Source organism: Bacillus sp. COPE52 (genome assembly GCF_003355115.1).
Lineage (GTDB): Bacteria > Bacillota > Bacilli > Bacillales > Bacillaceae_G > Bacillus_A > Bacillus_A toyonensis.
The window spans coordinates 2,813,383-2,835,279 of record NZ_CP031292.1 but is presented as its reverse complement, the minus strand read 5'-3'; the positions used below and the strand labels follow the sequence as shown (position 1 = coordinate 2,835,279).

Annotated in this window: 30 protein-coding genes; 19 read left to right on the top strand and 11 right to left on the bottom strand. The window is 32.9% G+C overall.

The features are described from left to right. The first annotated feature begins 211 nt into the window (after positions 1–211). The gene (locus tag DPQ31_RS14215) at positions 212–820 is read left to right on the top strand and encodes a hypothetical protein (protein ID WP_001242217.1); all 609 of its coding nucleotides are present in this window, start codon (positions 212–214) and stop codon (positions 818–820) included. Between the two features lie 20 nt (positions 821–840). Then, positions 841–2,088, top strand: coding sequence for a glutathionylspermidine synthase family protein (locus DPQ31_RS14210; protein ID WP_000287859.1), 1,248 nt, complete (start codon positions 841–843; stop codon positions 2,086–2,088). A 75-nt stretch (positions 2,089–2,163) separates the two neighbouring features. On the opposite strand, the gene DPQ31_RS14205 is transcribed toward DPQ31_RS14210, so the two are convergent. Continuing rightward, on the bottom strand, positions 2,164–2,613 hold the full coding sequence (locus DPQ31_RS14205; RefSeq protein ID WP_000721816.1) for a hypothetical protein: 450 nt from the start codon (positions 2,611–2,613) through the stop codon (positions 2,164–2,166). 185 nt (positions 2,614–2,798) lie between these two features. Between DPQ31_RS14205 and DPQ31_RS14200 the strand changes: the two genes are divergently transcribed. The 10 genes from DPQ31_RS14200 (at position 2,799) to DPQ31_RS29130 (ending at position 10,872) form a co-directional block, all read left to right on the top strand. Next, positions 2,799–3,599 (top strand): AAC(3) family N-acetyltransferase, encoded by an 801-nt coding sequence (locus tag DPQ31_RS14200; protein ID WP_131202461.1) that lies wholly within the window; start codon positions 2,799–2,801, stop codon positions 3,597–3,599. Between the two features lie 12 nt (positions 3,600–3,611). Further along, entirely contained in the window at positions 3,612–4,301 is a 690-nt protein-coding gene (locus DPQ31_RS14195) for a phosphopantothenoylcysteine decarboxylase domain-containing protein (RefSeq protein WP_000676697.1), read from the top strand. Positions 4,302–4,443: 142 nt separating this feature from the next. Next, complete coding sequence (locus tag DPQ31_RS14190; RefSeq protein WP_141555946.1) at positions 4,444–4,917, top strand: tetratricopeptide repeat protein; 474 nt, start codon at positions 4,444–4,446, stop codon at positions 4,915–4,917. Positions 4,918–4,929: 12 nt separating this feature from the next. Further along, a complete protein-coding gene (locus DPQ31_RS14185; protein WP_000117462.1) occupies positions 4,930–5,994 on the top strand; it encodes a hypothetical protein in 1,065 nt (354 codons plus the stop codon). 134 nt (positions 5,995–6,128) lie between these two features. Then, positions 6,129–6,641: a ribonuclease FAU-1 family protein gene (locus tag DPQ31_RS14180; RefSeq protein ID WP_001072802.1), complete on the top strand. Its 513-nt coding sequence runs from the start codon at positions 6,129–6,131 to the stop codon at positions 6,639–6,641. A gap of 186 nt (positions 6,642–6,827) precedes the next feature. Then, positions 6,828–7,583, top strand: coding sequence for an ABC transporter ATP-binding protein (locus DPQ31_RS14175; protein WP_002093657.1), 756 nt, complete (start codon positions 6,828–6,830; stop codon positions 7,581–7,583). Between the two features lie 17 nt (positions 7,584–7,600). Then, on the top strand, positions 7,601–8,587 hold the full coding sequence (locus DPQ31_RS14170; RefSeq protein ID WP_087969943.1) for an aliphatic sulfonate ABC transporter substrate-binding protein: 987 nt from the start codon (positions 7,601–7,603) through the stop codon (positions 8,585–8,587). Between the two features lie 16 nt (positions 8,588–8,603). Beyond that, positions 8,604–9,452 (top strand): ABC transporter permease, encoded by an 849-nt coding sequence (locus DPQ31_RS14165; RefSeq protein WP_087969942.1) that lies wholly within the window; start codon positions 8,604–8,606, stop codon positions 9,450–9,452. Positions 9,453–9,528: 76 nt separating this feature from the next. Beyond that, positions 9,529–10,641 (top strand): FMNH2-dependent alkanesulfonate monooxygenase, encoded by a 1,113-nt coding sequence (gene ssuD, locus DPQ31_RS14160; RefSeq protein ID WP_087969941.1) that lies wholly within the window; start codon positions 9,529–9,531, stop codon positions 10,639–10,641. Positions 10,642–10,779: 138 nt separating this feature from the next. Further along, positions 10,780–10,872, top strand: a complete 93-nt coding sequence (locus tag DPQ31_RS29130) for a putative holin-like toxin (protein WP_001289320.1) — start codon at positions 10,780–10,782, stop codon at positions 10,870–10,872. 228 nt (positions 10,873–11,100) lie between these two features. Here DPQ31_RS29130 and DPQ31_RS14155 read toward each other — a convergent pair whose 3' ends face one another. Next, positions 11,101–11,922, bottom strand: coding sequence for an HNH endonuclease (locus DPQ31_RS14155; protein WP_000189689.1), 822 nt, complete (start codon positions 11,920–11,922; stop codon positions 11,101–11,103). Positions 11,923–12,071: 149 nt separating this feature from the next. Between DPQ31_RS14155 and DPQ31_RS14150 the strand changes: the two genes are divergently transcribed. Then, on the top strand, positions 12,072–13,157 hold the full coding sequence (locus tag DPQ31_RS14150; protein WP_000837897.1) for an AI-2E family transporter: 1,086 nt from the start codon (positions 12,072–12,074) through the stop codon (positions 13,155–13,157). A gap of 237 nt (positions 13,158–13,394) precedes the next feature. Here DPQ31_RS14150 and DPQ31_RS14145 read toward each other — a convergent pair whose 3' ends face one another. From DPQ31_RS14145 to DPQ31_RS14125, 5 genes are read right to left on the bottom strand one after another with little or no spacing between them, the layout of a single operon-like run. Then, positions 13,395–13,535, bottom strand: a complete 141-nt coding sequence (locus DPQ31_RS14145) for a YrzI family small protein (protein ID WP_000668494.1) — start codon at positions 13,533–13,535, stop codon at positions 13,395–13,397. A 27-nt stretch (positions 13,536–13,562) separates the two neighbouring features. Further along, positions 13,563–13,703 (bottom strand): YrzI family small protein, encoded by a 141-nt coding sequence (locus tag DPQ31_RS14140; protein WP_000669820.1) that lies wholly within the window; start codon positions 13,701–13,703, stop codon positions 13,563–13,565. 26 nt (positions 13,704–13,729) lie between these two features. Then, the gene (locus DPQ31_RS14135; protein ID WP_000668979.1) at positions 13,730–13,873 is read right to left on the bottom strand and encodes a YrzI family small protein; all 144 of its coding nucleotides are present in this window, start codon (positions 13,871–13,873) and stop codon (positions 13,730–13,732) included. 28 nt (positions 13,874–13,901) lie between these two features. Further along, positions 13,902–14,045 (bottom strand): YrzI family small protein, encoded by a 144-nt coding sequence (locus tag DPQ31_RS14130; RefSeq protein WP_000142746.1) that lies wholly within the window; start codon positions 14,043–14,045, stop codon positions 13,902–13,904. 27 nt (positions 14,046–14,072) lie between these two features. After that, positions 14,073–14,213, bottom strand: a complete 141-nt coding sequence (locus tag DPQ31_RS14125; RefSeq protein WP_098711963.1) for a YrzI family small protein — start codon at positions 14,211–14,213, stop codon at positions 14,073–14,075. A 440-nt stretch (positions 14,214–14,653) separates the two neighbouring features. On the opposite strand from DPQ31_RS14125, the gene DPQ31_RS14120 reads away from it, so the two are divergent. The 6 genes from DPQ31_RS14120 (at position 14,654) to DPQ31_RS14095 (ending at position 18,459) form a co-directional block, all read left to right on the top strand. Next, positions 14,654–15,247 (top strand): DUF4825 domain-containing protein, encoded by a 594-nt coding sequence (locus DPQ31_RS14120; RefSeq protein WP_098711965.1) that lies wholly within the window; start codon positions 14,654–14,656, stop codon positions 15,245–15,247. 145 nt (positions 15,248–15,392) lie between these two features. Continuing rightward, positions 15,393–15,770, top strand: a complete 378-nt coding sequence (locus tag DPQ31_RS14115) for a GntR family transcriptional regulator (RefSeq protein ID WP_087969939.1) — start codon at positions 15,393–15,395, stop codon at positions 15,768–15,770. Then, a complete protein-coding gene (locus DPQ31_RS14110; protein WP_199632141.1) occupies positions 15,770–16,642 on the top strand; it encodes an ABC transporter ATP-binding protein in 873 nt (290 codons plus the stop codon). Before DPQ31_RS14115 ends, DPQ31_RS14110 begins: the two co-directional genes overlap by 1 nt. Further along, positions 16,639–17,310 (top strand): DUF4052 family protein, encoded by a 672-nt coding sequence (locus DPQ31_RS14105; protein WP_098711967.1) that lies wholly within the window; start codon positions 16,639–16,641, stop codon positions 17,308–17,310. The genes DPQ31_RS14110 and DPQ31_RS14105 overlap by 4 nt, the downstream gene beginning before the upstream one ends. A gap of 41 nt (positions 17,311–17,351) precedes the next feature. Next, positions 17,352–17,831 carry a CcdC family protein gene (locus DPQ31_RS14100; protein WP_098146158.1) on the top strand — a complete coding sequence of 160 codons (480 nt, stop codon included), beginning with the start codon at positions 17,352–17,354 and terminating at the stop codon, positions 17,829–17,831. A gap of 118 nt (positions 17,832–17,949) precedes the next feature. Continuing rightward, positions 17,950–18,459 (top strand): 2'-5' RNA ligase family protein, encoded by a 510-nt coding sequence (locus DPQ31_RS14095; protein WP_098711968.1) that lies wholly within the window; start codon positions 17,950–17,952, stop codon positions 18,457–18,459. A 15-nt stretch (positions 18,460–18,474) separates the two neighbouring features. On the opposite strand, the gene coaW is transcribed toward DPQ31_RS14095, so the two are convergent. The 4 genes from coaW to DPQ31_RS14075 form a co-directional block, all read right to left on the bottom strand. Continuing rightward, positions 18,475–19,296, bottom strand: coding sequence for a type II pantothenate kinase (coaW, locus tag DPQ31_RS14090; protein ID WP_098711969.1), 822 nt, complete (start codon positions 19,294–19,296; stop codon positions 18,475–18,477). An 83-nt stretch (positions 19,297–19,379) separates the two neighbouring features. After that, complete coding sequence (locus DPQ31_RS14085; protein ID WP_000547668.1) at positions 19,380–19,778, bottom strand: 3-hydroxyacyl-ACP dehydratase FabZ family protein; 399 nt, start codon at positions 19,776–19,778, stop codon at positions 19,380–19,382. Between the two features lie 56 nt (positions 19,779–19,834). Then, entirely contained in the window at positions 19,835–21,034 is a 1,200-nt protein-coding gene (locus tag DPQ31_RS14080) for an LL-diaminopimelate aminotransferase (RefSeq protein WP_141499473.1), read from the bottom strand. Between the two features lie 395 nt (positions 21,035–21,429). After that, entirely contained in the window at positions 21,430–21,792 is a 363-nt protein-coding gene (locus DPQ31_RS14075; protein ID WP_000760384.1) for a hypothetical protein, read from the bottom strand. Positions 21,793–21,897 lie beyond the last annotated feature (105 nt).

The window sequence follows — 21,897 nt, the reverse complement described above, 5'->3', positions numbered from 1 at the left end:
AAAGACGATATAATACAAAATCGTCTTTCACTTTATTTAGGTGTACAGATAGACAATTCGGCTATTATAATATTTCATTTTCATTTAGGGAATAAATAGCATGAAAATATGTAAATATGCATATTGAGTATAGTTTGTAAAAATTGATATTTGCATTATATAATATAGTTAAATGGAAAAATATAGATAAAAGAAATTAGGTGTATAGCACATGAGAATGGAAAAAAATAAATTTTTGAAAGTCGCTGCTTCAATTGGCGTGTCATCTTTTTTATTAACAGGTTGTGGTGACTATGAAGAAGAAAATGTACAACAAGAAAATACCGCTGTTAAAACGGATGGTGGGAAGCAAGGGAGCGAACAAGAACCATTAAATTGTGATGATAAAGCCCCAACTACTGAAAATGTAGAAAAAGATGAGTTATGCAAGGAAAATAATCCATCATTTTCATCGTATCAAGAAAACTCTCACTTACCGATATTACCGTTCGTAGCAGGATATTTATTAGCAAGTAAAACCTCAAATATGAACTATACAGTCAAACCAAATGTAATGAAGAAACCATATACAAACAATGTTCTTTCTTATCGTGAAAAAGATGAACGGAGAACTGGTGGCAGCGGTGGCGGAGGTTATTACGGCGGAACTACTAGCAACAACGATTCTTCAAAGAAAGTGGATTTAAATAAACAACAGCCCAATCCATCAAATAAAGTGACGCCAGATACAAATACATCTAAATCATCTACGACACAAACGCCGAAAGTAAATTCTGGTTCAAGTGGAATTGGGAACGCAAAAGCGCCGGCCGGATCATAAAGAGAAAGGATAATAGAGTCATGTATACAGAACAAGAACAGAAAGAGTATATGAAAATATGGTTTTCACTTGCGGAAGAGGCTGGTAGGAATGGTTTTACGTGGCCGAGTCTATTAGAGAATGAAGAGTGGAATCAGTATATGGCAACAGGGATGTTTCGTATGTCGGTAAACACATATACCGCTATTTCGAAAGCGACAGAAGAAATAATGTATGTGTTATATAGAACGTATCAATATATTGTACATACGACAGAAGATTTTCAAAAACTCGGATTCCCGCCTGAAACGTGGGAGATTGCGAGAATGAAACATACTGGTTTGTTTTCTTATTTTACAAGGCTCGACTTTATCGTAAATGGTGATGTTATTAAATTAATAGAAGTGAATTGTGATACACCAACAGGATATTTAGAACCTTCTGTTGCAAATGAAGTGTTGTGCCGTTATCACGATGTGAATCACCCGAATCATATTGAGGAGCATATTGTACAGGCATGGGAACAAATTAAACATGACTATAATATTGATCCTGAAGAAACGATATATTTTAGTAGCTATGATTGGCACGATGAAGACCATCAAACAGTCCAGTTTTTAAGAAGTTATTGCCTAAATCAGCCCACGGAATATATAGGAATTCAAGATATTGTAGTTACAGATGATGGAATATATACGCCAAATGGCAAGCGAATTCATTATTTATATCGACTGTATCCAATTGAATATTTAGTTACAGATGTTGATAAAAATGGAAAAAGAATTGGTCTGCAGTTTTTAAATCATATAGCGCAAGGAAGAGTGAAAATTATTAATCCACCAGCCGCATTCGTAATGCAAAATAAAAATGTGCTTGCATTAATTTGGAAGCTTTATGAAAAAGCGGTTTTCTTTGAAGAAGAAGAGCGTGTTATTATTAATAAATACTTCTTACCAACATATTTTACAAATAAGCCATTTAAAGAAAGAAATGAATCATTTGTTTCTAAACCTTTATATGGACGTGAAGGTGGGGGCGTATCTATATACGAAAATGATGAACTATTAGCTGAAGATAAAACGGAATATTACTTTGAACAACGGAAAATATATCAGCAATACATAGAAATGCCTGACTATACCATTGATACATGGGATGGTCCGTATACTGGTAAATTATTAATTGGCTCACATTGTATTAGTGGGAGAGCGGCAGGGTTATTTTTACGAGTTGGTGAGAAAATAACGGGAAACTTATCGATGTTTACTGGGGTTACGATTGAAGGATAAAATGAAAAGAAAAGCCCATCATTTTTGATGGGCTTTTTCGTCTATCTATAAAGTGTAAATTGAAATGGTAACTTTTTATTGCTGTGATGTAACACTTTCATCTTTCTTCATTTCAAAGATTTTCTTTCCATCTTCATCTACAATTTTAATAGTATTTCTAAGTTTTGGTGCACCAATATATAAAACGGGATTTTCATCTTGCCCTTTATCTTTTTCAATATGTAATACGATAACAGATGTGTCTTTTTCGTCTTGTACTTCTTTTACTGTAATTTTATCGTTTTTATACTTTTTTCCAAATGCTACATACACCATTCTTTTTCCTTCACTAATACTACCATTTGAGTAATGAATCATAGTTGGATCTTTTTGTGCTTTTTCATATAAATTTAATGGCCCATATCCGCCTTCATTATATCTGGATTTTTCTAATACCCAATACCCCTCATAGTCATTGTTAATAGAAACACATGCATGTAAAGAAATGAGCCCAAATAGTAGAAAAGGAAATAGAATTTTTTTCATTTGTTCACCTTCTTTTATTAATTCAAATGAATATACCATAATTTAACTATTTTTTACGTAATAATACTACCATTTTTTTGTAGTATTGAATACGATCAAGTTAAAAATTAAGAAAAATATGATAATATATTTATATAAAAGTTTAAATTTTAATATACGTGGTTAGTGGGGGAACCGTTATGAAAATGAATGAAATAGTTGAGAGTACACAATTTCCGAATACAATTCAAACAATTACAAACGATTTAAAAGCACTAGGAGTCGAAAAAGGAATGACAATTATTGTTCATTCATCATTAAGTTCTATCGGCTGGATATCTGGCGGAGTGGTTGCAGTAGTAGAAGCTTTAATGAAAGTCGTTACAGAAGAAGGAACAATTATAATGCCAACACAATCTTCGGATTTATCTGATCCGAAACATTGGTCAAGACCGCCTGTACCTGAAGATTGGTGGCAAATTATACGTGATAGCGTCCCAGCATTTGATCCACGTATAACACCAACAAGAGGAATGGGGAAAATAGTTGAATGTTTTCGTACATACCCGAATGTAGTACGAAGTAATCATCCATTAGGAAGTTTTGCTGCATGGGGGAAACATGCAGAGGAAATAACAATGAATCATTCGCTATCGATGAGTTTGGGAGAGGAATCACCATTAAAAAAAATATACGATTTTGATGGGTACATATTATTAATTGGTGTTGGCTATGACTCGAATACGTCTGTTCATTTATCTGAAGTACGTTCTGGTGCATGTGAATTAATAAAAGTAGGAGCACCAATTATAGAAAACGGTGAAAGAGTATGGAAAGAATTTGTTGAAATGGATTACGAATCAGATACGTTTGTAGAAATTGGTGTAGAGTTTGAGCGAAAAGGAACTGTAACAATGGGGAAAATAGGTAATGCAACGAGCCGTCTTATGAAGCAACGTGATATAGTTGACTTTGGAACAGAATGGTTTCTTAAGAAAAATCAGTAAGGGATGGTTACAATGAAGGGGAAAAAGGTATTAATTACAAGCGGTGGTTGTTTAGAAAAATGGGATCAAGTACGCGGACATACGAATATGGCTAAAGGTACGATTGGAAGAATAATCGCAGAAGAACTTATAGCTAAAGGGGCACACGTTATATATTTACACGGTTATTTCGCTGAGAAACCGAACGATGTAAATAGAGGATTAGAATTACATCCATTTGAGGGAATTGTTGATTTGCAAGATAAAATGAAAAGTATCATTACGCATGAAAAAGTCGATGCGGTTATTATGGCAGCGGCTGGATCAGATTGGGTTGTGGAAAAGATTTGTGATCAAGATGGCAATGTTCTTAATATGAATGGGAAAATTTCAAGTGATATAGCACCAATTATACATTTTCAAAAAGCTCCAAAAGTTTTGAAGCAAATAAAACAATGGGATCCGGAAACAGTACTCGTTGGTTTTAAGCTTGAAAGTGATTTAAGTGAAGAAGAACTGTTTGAGAGAGCGAAAAATAGAATGAAAGAAGCAAAGGCGAATGTAATGATAGCAAATTCACCACATTCTTTATATTCGCGCGGGGCTGTACACTATGTAATTGGACAAGATGGTAAAGGAAAGTTATGTAAAGGGAAAGATGAAACAGCGAAAGAAATTGTCAAAAGCTTAGAGATATTATGTAATCGTATTACTGCTTTGTAAAATTAAGTTTTTAGATAAGAATGAATCCGCATAGTATATGGGTAAGCGAAACTTTAATTAGTGGGAATTTTACTTTTACACGAATGTGAAGCATAAACCAATCAAGAGCTATACGCAGAATAATTGGTGAGGAGTGGATTCTATGGAACATTTATTAAAGCAAGCTATTAAACTTAGAAATGAAAAGAAATATGCGCAGTCTAGAGAAATACTTATAGGATTAACAAACTTTACAAAAGATGCAGAAGTACTGTACCAATGTGCATGGATACACGATGTCATGGGATTAGAAACAGAAGCAGTTCCGTATTATGAGCAGGCGATCGCACATGGACTTGATGGTGAATCCCTTTGCGGTGCCTATATCGGTTTAGGGAGTACATATCGTTGCATTGGAGAGTATGAAAAGGCAATTGTGGTACTAGAAGCTGGAGTAAAGAAATTCCCTGAGAACGATCCGATGAGAGTATTTTTATCATTAGCAAAGTATAATGTAAACGAACATGAATCCGCAATGAAATTATTACTTGAAACAGTCGTGAAAGTAGATGAAGTAAAAGAATTTGAACGTGCTATTTCATTTTATAAAGACCACTTAAACGAGGTGTTTAAATAAAGGAGTGAACGTATGAGTGTCACACTATCGCGAAGGCGAAAAGGCATTTGGATTGGACTCGTATCTTGCATTATGTTATCCAACTATTTATTGTATGCCCTTCCCATTGTACCAGCTGCTCCAAAAGAAGTAGTGCTTGGGTCATTATTAGATTGTATGTTTGTAATTCCAGTCATTACGTATTTCTTTATTATTCGAAAAAGATACTCGTTAACGTATATCTTTCCTGTCGTAATAGCTGGATATATATTTGCGAGATTTATAATTCCAAGCGACTATTTACAAGCTTTTTCATTCGTTTCTTATATAGTAGTGACGGGGGAAATTGCATTTGTAGCTTTACAATTGTTCCTTCTATATAAAATCGTGACAATGCTTCCTAAAATAATTAATAAATATAAAGCACATAAAAAAGAGTATTCTTCATTCTCTTATTCAATTGATGCAGCATTTGATGACACTATGAAAAGAAGTAAAGTTATAAATATCATGCTTACTGAGTGTAAGCTAATCTATTATGCGTTATTATCTTGGCGTGCAAAAGTACCAGATGACGAATTTACCTATTCCTACCATAAAAACACCGGTGCTATAGGTGTTTATATCATGATAATTCACGCAACAGCAATTGAAAGTATCGGTTTTCATTATTTACTTCATCAATGGAATCCAGTAATAGCTTGGATTTTACTTATTTTAAACGTATATGCGATGATTTATTTTATAGCTGAAATACAAGCGATACGTAAAAATCCAATTATCATAACAGAAAAACAAGTAATGATTCAAATCGGATTAGGAAAGAAAATCGTTTTGCCATTTACACAAATTGATAATATTACGTTCTACAAGGGGGAATCACTAACAGCAAAAGAAGAGAAAGAGGTATTGGATGCAACTGTTATGGAGTTCATAAAAGAACCTGCTACTTTTGAAATAACGTTAAAAGAGCCAGTAAAAGCGCAGGTGTTATATGGTTTTTCTAAAACAGTAAATCGTGTGCACTTAAATGTTGATGAGGAACGGAAATTTTATAATGCGATTTCTGAAAGGTTAAAACTTATAAGTCATGAATAGTGAAAAACTCCTTCTAAAATAAGAAGGAGTTTTATTGTGTAATTGTAGACAACAATATAAACAACTATATACTTCTTAATTGCTATATAAATGGATATAATTAAGGATAGAAATAGCATAAGGGGAACAAAATAATGAATCAATTACGTACATCAAAAATTGAAATTACAGAAAGAAAAATTCGGTATGATTCGACAATAGTGGATTACGATTGCTTATTGCTGAAAAAACAATCGGAAAGTATCGTGTTATTTCACGAGGTCCAGTATTCATTTACAATGACGGCACACGATACAAAGTTAACTATTCAAAAAGGAAGTTACACAATTGCATACTACTGGGAAGATCGTCCTTACAATTTATACGTATGGAGAGATAAGGAAGGGAATTATGTAGGCGCCTATTTTAATATCGTAAAAAATACACAAATAACAGAAGAAGTAGTTTCCTTCGAAGATTTAATTATCGATATTATGGTACTTCCAAATGGAGAATATTTCATATTAGATGAGGATGAATTACCGGAGCCGATAGAAAACTTTGAAGATGGATTTGTAAAAGAAGCTCTTCATACATTGACGGATACCATTCAAGAGTTGCTTCCTAAAATTATAATAGAAACTGCTACTATCTTTAAAAATAAATAATGTTCATTAAAACCTAGTTGACTTATCGGAAATATTTGTATAATATGTAGTTAATTCTATAACAAGTGGCTGATTGGAGAAACCAAAGGCATTTTATCTATTGATAAAATGCCTTTGGTTTTTTTATTAGTTACATAACAGCATAATCAATTAATCCAAATGATTCATAGTAGGGAGGGTGAACGTGTGACAGTTTCAATTAAAGGGGTATCTAAGAAATTTGCGAAAGCGGTAGGTAGTGTTCAAGTATTAGAGAATATTAATTTTCAATTAGAGAAAGGGGATTTTGTTACAATAATTGGTCCGAGTGGGTGCGGAAAAAGTACATTATTAAAAATTGTTGCAGGTTTAGATAATGATTTTGAAGGGGAAGTTGCTATTGATGGCGAGCGCATCGTAAAACCAAGTAAGAAACAAGGTTTTATTTTTCAAGAACATAGACTTTTTCCATGGTTAACAGTTGAAGAAAATATAGCGGCAGATTTGTCGTTAAAAGATAAGTATGTGAAAGATAAAGTGAGAGAATGGGTTGAAATCGTTCGGTTAGATGGCTTTGAAAAATCGTATCCGAAAGAAATTTCAGGTGGGATGTCACAACGTGTTGCGATAGCAAGAGCTTTGTTAAGAGATCCGAATGTATTATTACTTGATGAACCTTTTGGAGCGCTGGATGCGTTTACTCGAAGTCATTTACAAGAAGTATTGCTAAATATTTGGGAGCAGAAGAAAACAACAATGATATTCGTTACACATGATATAGATGAAGCGATATATCTTTCAAACCGAATCATCATTATGAGTGCAAAACCAGGGGAAATACATAAAGTGATTGAAAATAAGTTGCCTTATCCGCGAAATAAAACTTCACAATCGTTCCAACAACTTCGAACGAAAGTATTACAGCAGTTTGAATATGGAGGATTGATTCAAACAAGTATATAGGAAAAGGGTGATTTTATATGTATAAAAAATTTATAGTTCTTTCTTTTGCTTTAGCTATATCAGTATTTTTATTAGGATGCGAAAAAAGTACAGCAAGTAGTAAGAAAGAAGATGTAACAATACAAATTGGTATACAGCAAGGATTAAGTCCACTATTACTAGCAAAGAAAAAGGGGTGGTTTGAAGAGGAGTTTAAAAAAGAAGGAGTTAAAGTGAAATGGACAGAGTTCCAAAGTGGACCTCCTTATTTTGAAGCAATCGCATCAAACCGATTAGATTTTGGTGAAGTAGGGAATTCTCCAGTCATTTCAGCGCAAGCAGCAGGTATTGGATTTACCGAAATCGCCAATACAAGTTATGTGAGAAAAGGAACTGGAATTCTCGTTCAAAAAGATAGCAAGATTGCGAGTATAAAAGATTTAAAAGGTAAAAAAATTGCAGTAGCAAAAGGAAGTAGTGCCTTTAATTTATTATATCGAGCACTTGATAAAGAAGGTATTGATGCAAAAGATGTAAATGTCATTCAATTACAACCAGATGAAGCGCAGCCTGCATTCGAATCAGGATCAGTAGATGCATGGGCGATTTGGGATCCATTTATTTCGTTACATACGGTAAATAAGGGCGCGAAAGTGATTGCAGATGGTGAAACATTAGATGTCTCTTCACCAGAATTTTTAATTACGAGAACAAAATTTGCGAAAGAACATCCAGAATTAGTTGAGAAATTTCTCAAAGTTTATGAGAAAGCACGTGTATGGCAAGATGCTAACTTAGATGAAGCAATAAAAGTATACACTTCTGTAAAAAAGATAGATGCGGAAATCGTAAAAGAAGTTTTTAATCACGACAAACCAATTTTAGTTCCGGTAACGAAGGAAATAATAGCAGAACAACAAAAGACAGCGAAATTTCAATATAAGCTCGGTTCTATAAAGAAAGAAATTAAGACGGAAAAAGTTGTAGATAATTCTTTCGTAGAAAAAGCGTTGAAAGCGAAGTGAAAAGAGGTTTTGTAAAGTGGAAAATACGAAAGCTGTTATGAAACCAGCGAGTATAATGATTGAGAAAAACAGCGTAAAGAAGGTGCGGAAGTTAAATATAAAAGTTTTAGTAAGGGCGATTACTATACCGGTTATTATATTAATAATTTGGCAGTTGGCTGGCGTATTCGGTCTTGTCTCTAAAACAGTTTTACCAACACCATTAGATATTTTTCTAGCTTTCCAAGAGCTTATTAAAACAGGAGAGTTATTCGGCCATTTAAGTATTAGTGTATTCAGGGCCGCAGCTGGTTTCTTTATTGGCGGGGGCTTAGGGGTTATTTTAGGAACGATTGTTGGATTTTCAACGAGAAGTGAGCAATATTTAGATCCATCTGTGCAAATGTTAAGAACTGTACCTCATTTAGCTGTTGCGCCGCTTTTCGTATTATGGTTCGGTTTTGGTGAAACATCGAAAGTGTTATTAATTGCGGACGGTGCATTTTTTCCTTTATACGTAAATGCGTTTTTAGGGATACGAGGTGTAGACTCAAAGTTATTTGATGTTGCGAGAGTATTAGAGTTTAATAAACGAAAATTAATTACGAAACTAATTTTACCAGCTGCATTGCCTAACCTTTTACTAGGAGCAAGGTTATCGTTAGGTGTTGCATGGGTGAGTTTAGTAGTAGCAGAACTTATGGGATCTACAGAAGGTATCGGTTATATGATTATGGATGCAAGGCAATTTTCAAATACAGATATCGTATTTGTCGGTATTATAATCTTTGCATTCGTCGGGAAGTTTTCTGATTCACTTGTCCGTTTACTAGAAGTGAAGTTTTTAAGGTGGCGAGATAGTTTTAAAGGTGAGACAGGGAATTAATATGTAAATTATTAGGGGTAATTTATATACAGATTTTTAGTTTGCGTTTCAAAATAAATAAGGGGTGTGCAAGAGTATGGAAATATTATGGTTTATTCCGGCTTATGGAGATGGTCGATATTTAGGAACGACAAAACGAGGAAGAGCAGCTGAGTATGGTTATTATAAACAAGTTGCTGAGGCGGCTGATTATTTAGGATATACGGGTGTTTTACTTCCAACTGGTCAAGGATGTGAAGACCCTTGGGTGTTAGCTTCAGCTCTTGCTGCTGAAACAGAAAAACTAAAATTTTTAGTAGCAGTGAGACCAGGATTAATGTCACCTACAGTTGCAGCGAGGATGGCATCTACATTTGATAGAATTTCAGATGGTCGATTACTTATTAATGTAGTAGCTGGAGGAGATCCCGTTGAACTACAAGGAGATGGATTGTATCTTGAACATGACGAAAGGTATGAAGCAGCGGATGAATTTTTAAAAGTTTGGAAATCGACCTTGCAAGGTGAAACGATCTCATTAGAAGGAAAACATATTAAAGTTACAGAAAGTAAAGTCGTGTTCCCGCCAGTCCAAACACCGTATCCTCCTATATATTTCGGAGGGTCATCAGCTGCTGGAAAAGAAGTTGCAGCTGAACATAGTGATGTATATTTAACGTGGGGAGAGCCACCTCAGCAAGTAAAAGAGAAAATAGAGGAAGTAAGAAAACTTGCAGAAGAGAAGGGGCGTACGGTACGATTCGGTATCAGGTTGCACGTAATTGTAAGAGAAACAGAAGAAGAAGCATGGGAAGAGGCAGAACGTTTAATTCAATTTGTAGATAATCAAACGATTGAGCTTGCTCAAAAGACATTTGCAAGATATGATTCAGTTGGCCAAAAACGGATGACATATTTAAATAAAGGAACAAGGGAGTCGTTAGAGATAAGCCCAAACTTATGGGCTGGAATCGGACTTGTAAGAGGTGGTGCAGGCACTGCACTTGTAGGAGATCCGCAAACGGTAGCGGAAAGAATAAAAGAATATGAAGCGTTAGGAATTGATACATTTGTTTTATCGGGATATCCTCATTTAGAAGAGGCATATGAAGTGGCAGAACTGTTATTCCCTTTATTGAAAGATGAGAAGAAACAAGAAAATAAAATTGTTGGTGAAATGATAGCTGATGCATTTGCATTAAAAAAATAATGAGAAAAAACCCGCAAGCGATTCGCATGCGGGTTTTCATCGTAAACTATCAGAAAATATGGTAAAATTAAATAGTAACTTAAGGTACGGTTGGTTGTTCAATTATCACTTCTCCGAATAGGAGGGGGGTGATAATACATGAGTGAAATAGCGTTGCTACTGCAGGGTGGACTGTTTCTCGTTGCATTGTTAACGTTCGTCGTTGTTTTAATAGACAAGCTCAAAAAATAACAACCCACCTAAGCCAATAGAATGTGGGTTGTTTTGTTTGTAAGAAACAAATAGGATAAGTGAACAATCCAATCTGCTAAGTTACGTGGACTAGTGTGTAGCCGCACACTAGTCTTTTTTATTTATATACAATTTATAATTAGTTTATGTGATTGTATTGTTCTTTTCATACTCATTATAACACAGTGTCTTTTCATGAAGAAAGGAGACCGTATGTTCTGATTTTGATTAAATAGTAGATGGTGTTTCTTTAAATAACCCATCCATATACTGTTTTAAAGTTTGGACATAAAATTCTTGCTTATTCACATTATTTACGCCTACAATTGGCGATGCAAGTTCATATCGCTTTTCTGATAAATGAACGACAACATCAAAGATGTCAAACAAACGAATGAAGCAGAATAGGCCGTCTTTATCGCTAAGTAAAATAAAGTAATGGTTTTCACTATTTGTATTTAATGTATTCCATAATGAACTTTTGCTTAAGTCACGAACAATACTCTTTTCTTTTAATTCCATGAAATCGGCATTTGATAGAATATTAGAAATATCAATTGCATCTGGATCTTCAAAGTAGCCATCAATTGTTTGTACAGCGAAAGCGTAAGCCATTTTTAATACGCTCATTTTGTATTTACGGTTATCTAAAAGTAATTCACGTTGAATAGAGCTAGCTACTTTCGTTACACGTTCTTCTTTCCAAATTTCATTATGTAGAGAAATATCGTGCTTTTTACATAGTTTCATAATTAATGCATTGGAATAAAGTATTTCATCACTTACTTCAACAACATCTGTCTCAGCCGCCGCAAGTTCCTCACCATGCTCATTTGTATAGAGAGGGGAGTCGATTTGTTTTTTCATTTGCTCAATCTTAAATTGACTTAATTTATGCCTAATTAAAGGGCGATCAATATTTGTTGTCATTTGTTCATGACAAGTATCACAAATTGAGTTTGTGAAATAATAGCCACATAATATTTCTGGGATGACATATTGTTCACTCAGTTCTTTCGTATCTTTTCTGCAAATGATGCATTGTGTCATTTTTATCACCTTTACCTGCAAATTTGTATGTATTCTCATTGTAGTGTATTTATTGGTATTTTGGAATATTGTAAAGGAAAATATTATGTGAAATTAAAGTTTAATTTGGTACAATAAAGAGAAGTGCTAGTTTAAAGGAGGACGTTTGTTTGAAATCGAAAGTGCACTTTTGGACATTAGAAGTGCTAATGGTTGTAGGAATCATATTTATTTGCACAAAAATATCGTTTCTATTTCAACCGATTGGTATCTTCATATCAACATTGTTTTTCCCAATCTTAATCGCGCTTTTTTTATACTTCATATTTAATCCTGTATTAGTCTTTTTGGAGAATAAAAAAGTACCTAGAAATTTAGCGATTCTACTGTTATATCTTTTTATCATCACATTAACTGCGGTTGGCGTTGGAGTAGTTGTTCCGACGATTTCACAACAGTTAATGGATTTAGTGAAAAATATGCCAGGGTATATAAAAGAGGGAAAAGTATACATACAAGATTTATCACATCACAGATTGTTTGAATGGTTATCTACACAAAATTACGTTTCCATTGAAACAATTGAAAAAAATGCAATTGAATACTTAAAGGATATACCAAATACAATTACGTCGAGTGCAACGGCTTTATTTGGTATCATCACGAACGTTGCGTTAGTTATCTTTACAGTACCGTTCATTTTATTTTACATGTTTAAAGATGGGCATGCCTTTCCAGGAAAAGCGGTTAGCTTATTACCAGAGTCTTACCGTGAAGAAGGACTTCGTATCATAAAGGAAACGAATGAAACGTTATCTGCATATATTCAAGGGCAAGCGCTCGTTTGTATATTTGTTGGTGCTTTTACTTTCATCGGTTATTTAATTATCGATTTACCGTACGCTTTTGTTTTAGGAATTATTGCAGCATTTACAAATATCATTCCTAACTTAGGTCCATTTATCGGTGCGGCACCAGCTGTTATTGTAGGTTTGTTCGTATCTCCGATGCAAGCATTGTACGTAATTATTATTGTTACAATAGTACAACAATTTGAAAGTAATATTATTTCACCACGTATTATGAGTTCGAAATTAAATATTCACCCGTTAACAATTATTATCTTAATTTTAGGGGTAGGTAATTTCGCGGGAATTATCGGAATGATTTTAGCAGTACCAGTTTATGCAGTAACAAAAACAGTTGTTTCAAACTTAGTAAGATTGTTTAAAACGAAACGAAATAATCGAAAATAGTATATGTTGAGGAAGATACACCGCTTTTTAAGTGGTGTATCTTTCGTTTGTTAATCAATATAAAAAAGTGTATTAATGCGATTTAATTATATGCTTTTTATATATCAAATTTAACGGTAAACTTGTGGGATTTAAGGTCTATAAAACTATGTGGAATCCCTCTGAACTATCCAAATCATTTCTTTACACCGTACTATCAACATCATAATCGACTCCTTTCAAGTTAATTCATATAAATTATAGGTGAGTGTAATATTTACTTTTACAATCACGAATTTCATCAATAATTTGTTTATACTGTTGCTCTTGTTTTAATTCATTTTGAGAAATCGTTTCTTTTTGAATCGTAATAGTTAAAAAGAAAAGGTGAAACTTCATATGTGAATTCCTCCTTTCAAATGGGAATTACAAATGACTACAGTAATGACTCTGTCTTTCTTTTACATAATCCATAGCTTGATTAATTTGACGTTCGTGAAGCATTTCAGTTTCAGAAAAATTATGTTTTTGAATGGTAATGGTTAAATAGAATACTTTAAATTTCATTAGATTTTTACCCCTTTAGGATTTATTTAGAACAGACGATTGTAAAAAGAAGATTGAAGCTCTTTTACTTCGTCCATAGTAGTTTGAACGTGTTGATCGTGTAAAACCTCATTTTGTGAAAGCTTACGTTTTTGAATGGTAATGGTTAAAAAGAATGCTTTAAATTTCATGAAGATATTGCTCCTTTAAAATATATTTTTAATACATTTGTGTATAGTATGAAATTTTAATGTCAGTTATTTTATCAGTTGTTTGTTTTACTTGTTGTTTACGAATGATTTCATCTTCAGATAAAGTGTTTTTCTGAAGTGCAGTCGTAAAAAAGAAAACATGAAAAGTCATAAATGAATTCCTCCTTTCGAAAAGGAATTACAGGTGATCACAATAAAGCACTTGGCGCTCCTTAACATCATCCATAGCTTTTTCAATTCGCGCATTATGAAGCAGTTCCGTATTGGAACGTCTATTTCTTTGAATCGTAATACTTAAAAACAATACGCTAATAGTCATTGAATGTTGCTCCTTTCTTTAAAAAATAATGTAAGAGACTAAAAAACCGCACAAAAAAACCACAGGAAGATACAGTTCTCCTACGGCTGGGCGTGAAAAAGCCACAGGAAAGTATACGACCTCCTGTGGCGAATTTATGAATTAAAAGAAATAATATACGATCTTCAATTCTCCATTAGGGTGGTCGAATTCATATTCAATTGTCCGAAAAACAAAGGTGCAGCTAACGCAAAAGTTAATGCATGTAATTGTAATTTTATCATTTTCTTCGACCTCCTTTTAGAATTTTTTTCTTACGTTAGTAATTATATACAATTAATGGATAATTGTAAACCTAAAAATTGAAAATTTTTAATTTTGATTAAAATGCTTATATTTAAAAGGGATTTGAAAAGCAGTATAGTAAGTAACGAAATATCGATAAAAATGGGGGATGCTAAATGAAATATATGCATCGTAATGTGCTCGTTATGCTAACAATTTTTTTATTTATGACGGCTTGTTCTAACGGAGAAAGAATAAAAGATATATCTGATGTTAGGTCAGATGATTTTAAGAAATATACTGGAACGTACGTTGGTAATAATTCAGATGTGGTTGCAATTGTTAAAAATTTACCCGGTGGTGGAACAGTTCAAAGTATAAGTTTAGAAAATGAAAGTATAAAAGTGAACTATGGTGCAAAAGAGCATGAAAATCTGACAGAGGATATGATTGAGACATATTGGTTTAATGGGAAAGATACGATGAAAAAGAACTTTCTCTTTAACGTGATTTATCTTGCAGTTTTAGTACCAAATGCAAAAGGTTACGAGTTTCAAGTAGAAAATAAAATGTTTACGATAAAGAGGGAAGATATACTATCAATCTTGTATGGGAAATTTGATGATTTCCTAAAAGAAAAAGATATATGGGATAAAAATAAAGTTATAAAGTTTTTAAAGGGCAATGAAGAAAAAATTAAAATGCTTGTGAATGATAAAGATTTTAGGCAATCTTTATTTGCTAAATATCCAGTGAAGCAGTTGGAATAATTGTTGAAACTACGAGTTTTTTTAGGGAATCATTCTTAAACGAATGATTCCTTTTTATGTATAAGAAATTTATGGAAAAAACATTTGTAATGTGCTATGGTTAATCACATAAGTAATGAACCTATGAACCTAAGGTGGTGAAATTGTGAAACCTACTCTAGAACAAAATAAGTTAATATACTTACAAATTGCGGAAACTATTGAATCTGATATTTTAAAAGATATATTGCTTGAAGAAGAACAAGTTCCATCGACAAATCAATTTGCAAAGATGTTACAAATAAATCCAGCTACTGCAGCTAAAGGGGTAAATGTATTAGTAGATGAGGGGATTCTATATAAAAAGAGAGGGATCGGGATGTTTGTTGCAAAGGGAGCAAAAGAAGTCGTACTAAAAAAAAGACAAAATATTTTTATGACAGAGTATTTACCTAAAGTGTGGGAAGAAGCAAAAGTACTAGAAATATCAAAAGGCGAATTGATGGATATGATACAAAAAATTACGAAGGAGGGGAAAGAGTAATGTTTGCACTTGAAACGAAAGATTTAACGAAAAAATATAAAAAGAAAATAGCTGTAAATGAAGTAACTATTTCATTGGAAGAGCATAAAATATATGGTTTGCTTGGAAGGAACGGAGCAGGGAAAACGACACTATTAAATTTACTCGCAGGACAAATTATTTCAAGTAATGGAAGTGTTTCAATATTAGGTGAAAATATATTTGAAAATAGTAAAGCGATGCAAAATATTTGTTTCGTTAGAGTGAAAGAAGAAGCTCATTTAAGTTATAAAGTAAGAGAAATTTTTAAGATGTGTAGCATGTTTTATAAAAATTGGGATGGAAAGTACGCTGAAAAGCTTGCTGATAAATTTCAGCTTAATATGACAGAGAAATACCATAAACTATCACATGGCATGCAAACAGTCGTTGGAATAATACAAGGACTAGCAAGTAGAGCACCAATTACTATTTTTGATGAACCAACTACAGGTTTAGACGCAGCGCATCGTGAGTTGTTTTATAGTTTACTATTAGAAGATTATGGTGAGCATCCTCGAACAATTATATTATCAACACATTTAGTAGAAGAAGTAACTCATGTAATTGAGGAGGTAATCATCATAAAAGAAGGAAGATTAGTTGTTCAATCATCAGTGGAAGATTTATTACAACAAGGACATATTATTTCGGGGAAAAAAGATAAAGTGGATGAGTTCTCAATTAATAAAAAAGTTTTAAATCGAGAAGTTTATGGGAACAAAGGCATTACTGTTATATGGGAAGAGCTTTCTAATGAAGATTATTATTCTGTTGAAAAAGAAGGATTAGTAGTTGATAGAATTACATTACAAAAACTATTTATTCATATAACTGGTGGTGAAGTGAAATGACGATGATAATGAAGCAGTTAAAGTTACATATAAAATTTCATTATAAAGCAATTTTAATATTTTGGATTACAGCTTTACTTATAAAAGGAATCACAAGTGTAATGGAGTTAAAAGAAATAAGAGAAGGATTTTTACAACATATATTAAATAATCCTTCGATTGTAATTACATTGTTTATAGTAATAAGTACTTTTATTATACAGGATGATGTGTTTCGTTTAGCAGTTTCATTTGGAGTAACGAGATTACAGTTTTTCATTGGATCAGTTTGCTATATCATATTACAAGCTGCGGTTTTCTCATTCCTTCAAGTGATTATTTTACAAAATACATTGTATAGAACAGTAAATATTAGTTTAGGAGAACACTCAGTTAAACAGTTTATTGTACAACTATTATTGTATGTTACAATAGCAACTTTTTTTCAAGTAGCAGTAGTGATTAAGAAACGTTTTAAGTGGATTGGTCTTATGATAGGCGGAACATTTTTTATATCATTGAATAGTGTACTTTATGCAGAAGTAGGAATACAGGATTTAAATTCTACAACTAATCTATATTTAATAGATATCCCATACTTTATTGTCATTTCAATTGTAATAACTATCGTCTATATCGTGACTAGCGGTATATTTATTCGAAAAGTATCATTTGAGCAAAAAATTTAAAATGTAATTAAGTATATATTTTGGGAGAGTAGGAAAAACAAATGGGAGACACTTCTTCACTAATAACCGTCTTTTTATGCATTGCACTACTAATATTTTGGCGTCGTTATCGTTCTATGCATAAGCCAATAAAAGGAACAGGAAAACGTATTTTATGGCCATTACTATTTTTAACACCAGGTATTTTGTGGTTTTTTGGTCCAGTACATCCAGCTATATTACAAATGACTATAGCAGCGTCCATTGGGGTGATTTTCGCAATCCCACTTATATTTTTAACAAACTATGAGCGAAGAGAAGATGGAAACATTTATACGAAAAAAAGTGCTGCCTTTTTAATTACTTTTATCGGAATTGTTATTTTAAGATATAGTTCAAGACAATATATTGTTGGCTTAGATCCGCAAACAATAGGTTTATTATTTTACGTAGTTGCAGTATCTTATATCATTCCATGGAGAATTGCTTGTTATATAAAATTTAGGAAAGTTTGGCGAGAAAATAATAATCCTGCTATATGAAAACTTCTCATTTGAGAAGTTTTTTATTTTTAGATGTAAGCAAAACAATTTGTTGAAGTACAAGCTGCCATACAATATGATAAATATAAAAAATTGAGGGGAAGTAGGGGATATAAAAATGCGTACCATTTTACTTTTTCTAAACAACATGTCCATCCATGAAATAGAGGACATTAGACTAGAGCATGATCCTTTATTCGGATTAATCCCACCGCATGTTACAATTGTATTTCCGTTTGAAAGTCCTATTTCAAATGATGAGTTGAAATTACATATTTTGAATGTATCAAAAAAGATACATAATATAGAAATTGAATTTGCGAATCAAATAACGAGTGAAGGAGCATATTTGTTTTTACGAGTTGAAAAAGGGAAAGAACAAATAGAAAATCTACGTAATATCCTGTATACAGGACCTTTATTACAGTTTTTGAAAGAAGACATACCGTACATCCCGCATGTAACAGTCGGGAGAAAAGAAAGTGTTGAGCTAGCTGCTGAAGTAGTTAAAAGTATTCCTAGTTTTCATGAGAAATTAAATTGTGTGATTAATAGAATTAGTGTGGAGCGAATTGGAGAGAACGAAGAGTCAATTATTGAATTTGAAGTACCATTGCAAAAAAGCTGACAAAAGTCAGCCTCTTTATTTTGTAGCATGAAGTAAAGCGCCAATCGCACCACTATAACCATCATCTTGTATAAAGATTGGTGTTTTATTTTGATATTTTGTGTAGCTACTAATAATATTTTGAAGGTGTACATTATTACATAGAGTCGAACCAATATAAATAATATGGTCAATGTTTTTTGCTTCGGCGAATTGAAGGCTTAATGCAGTAACGACTTCACCGACAAGTCCTTGTACAGTAGCAATTATATCTGAGCTACTATAATTTGAGTCTGTAATAGCGGCTTTACCAAAATTGCTTGCAGTTAAACTATTATCAATAGGAGAGAGAATACCACCATAAATATCTCCCACCGTAATATCTAGTTCTTTTCTAGAACCTATGTTTGTAAGAGGGATTACATCTTCAAAATGATCAATATTTGTTAATAATTTTGAAAGTCCCATAATAGTACCTCCGCCAACTCCAGTTCCTCCAGCTCGAATATAATGGTCATTATAAACGTAATGGATAGAAGTACCTGTACCGATATTTGTTAAAATAAAGTTGTTTATAGAATGTTTTCCTTCTTTTAATATGTATCGTACACCTGCAAGAGTAGCTTCAAATTCGTTTAGCTCTACTAGTGTATATGCATCTGAAAGTAGTTGTTGTAATAGTTTCGCTTTACCACCTGTAATACATATTTGTTTCATTCTATTATTGCTCTGAAGCCAATCTATAATTTTATCTTGTTCATGTGAATAAAACTTTTCAAAAGCTAATTCCTTTTTTTCATTAATATAAGCAATTTTCGTTAATGTTCCTCCAGCATCGATACCGATAGTTCTTTCCATTTTCCTACTCCTAACTACGTAATATATTTATCTTATAAGCCCAATTGGCGTGGGATAGATATCCCGGGCGGATCAAATAGTGATTAATCTGCTTGATATATTAATAGTTTTTTTATAGTTACAATAGGGTGGCTGTTAACTGTTGCCGTACCTGTACCGAGAACAAACCCTCGACGGTTACGTGTTAGCTCATAATGTAAATCAAGTTTATCACCAGGGTATGCTTTCTCATGGAACTCAACTCCATCTAATGAGGAGAGAAAGCCTAATCCTTCAGAGTCACTTGTATTTACAAATGCACTAAGCTGAGCAAGTGCTTCTACAATTAACATATGAGGCATATGTTTTTGCGTATCATTTATAAACCATTCGTTATTTGTAATGAGTTTGTATCCTGTCACGGATTCACCTTGTTTTATACTTGTTACTTTATCAATCATTAAAAATGGATAACGATGGGGTAGTGTATCTTTAATGTGCATATGAAAGTACCTCCAATAAATAATACCCCTGCTAAAGTTAAGCAGGGGAGTAGTAACTAATTTTTAACTAATTCCTCTATTTTTTCAAGAGAAAAAATGCCGCTATTTCTAATGTTTTCAACAACTTGTTGTAATACCGCTTTATCTTGAACAAGAGCAATACGTACAAAGCCTTCTCCGTGAGGTCCGAATGCATGACCTGGTGTTACAACGACATTTGCACGATCCATTAATGCATAAGCGAATTCTAGAGAAGTCCATCCTTTCGGTATTTCAGCCCATACGAACATACTGCCAGCTGGCTTATCGACATTCCAGCCAAACGTTCGGAACCCATTGACTAAAGTATCTCTACGTTCTTGATAAATGGTGCGGTTTTTCTCGCAAAACTCCGCACCATTTCTTAGTGCTGTAGATGCTGCTTTTTGAATAGGCAAAAATACACCGTAATCTGTATTAGACTTAAATTGCGTAAGCGCTCCGACAATTTCCTCATTTCCAATCATATAACCAATGCGGCTACCTGCTAAACTATAACTTTTTGATAAAGAGTTTATTTCTACGCCAACTTCTTTTGCACCAGGTACAGAGAGGAAGCTAATTGGTTTATTGCCATCGAAATAAAATTCAGCATAAGCAAAATCATGGACAACAATAATATTATGTTTTTTCGCGAATGCGATTACTTCTTTAAAGAAATCTTCATGTGCCATTGCTGGAACTGGATTCCCTGGGAAGTTCAAAATCATCATCTTTGCTTTATCGGCGATCTCTTCAGGGATAACTTGTAAGTTAGGTAAGAAATCATTCTCTTTCTTTAATGGCATGTAGTACGATGTTGCACCAGCCATTTGAATACCTGTTTCATAAGCTGTATATCCTGGATCAGGAACTAATATAATATCTCCTGGATTTGCATAAACCATCGGTAAATGAACGAGTCCATCCTGTGAACCCATTAATAATAAAATCTCTTTTTCAGCATTTAATAAAACGTTATGAGTGTTATTGTAATATTCAGTTACAGCTTCGTGAAATTCTTGAATACCTGTTAATGTGTATCCATAGCTTTCTTTTTCACTTGCTGTATGTACCATTGCTTCTCTTACGAAATCAGCAGGAGGCATATCAGGATTTCCGATACTTAAATCAATCATTTTATGACCTGCTGCAATTTTCTCTTTTTTATAGGCCCCTAATTCACTAAATATAGAAGATTGGAATGCTTTCATTCTAGTTGCTAACGTGTAAGTCATCAAAACCCCTCCTAAAAACAGTGCTTTCTTTCTACGTATTTAATTATTCTGAAAACACATGTTTACATTTTATCACTTTTTTATGAAAATTAAAACGATTGACAAATTTAGAGGAAGGATTAGTCTATTTTGAAAGAGGAAGCTGTATATAGGCTAGAATGGTTAATTGAAATGTCTATTATATCTTTCTACGCGGATTAGGATGACGGGACAAATTGTTGATATAAGTAAGGAACTTAAACTTCTCATAATAAGCACCTCACAGTGAAATTATCTAGATTATTAAGCAATTATACATTCAAATTAAAAGATTAAAAAGAGGGAAATGTTTTTGAGAAAGCTTTCTAAAGTGAAATAACGCAGAAAATATTTCCTGCGTCTCATCTGAAATGTAATCATTTCTTTTTATATGTACATAATTTTTCAGCTGTCAAAAAATATACATTTAATGTATCATCGACAACCTTTAAAGTTTGATCTGATGTAAATGAGTTGCCATAATCAATGTGATATACATTAGAATTTTTGACAAATGAACCTTTATATAAATCTTCTTTTTTATTTGTAGTTTGCATTTCTACTAAATTTTGAACAATTTCCTCTTTATTTTCTTTTTTGACAACTGTTTCAAATTTATAATATACAGGACATTCACCGTTTTTATTGTCAACGACTTCCCAAGAACCGTATATATCATTCTTGTTGCAGCCACTAAGTAAAACGATCAGTATAGGAAATATAAGTAGATATTTTTTCATTTTGTGCTCCTTTCTTATTATGGCTAATAAAAGTGCGAATACGATAGAAATATTGTAATAAATAAAGTTTAAATTTTTTTAAAGAATTACTTAATTTCACATAAA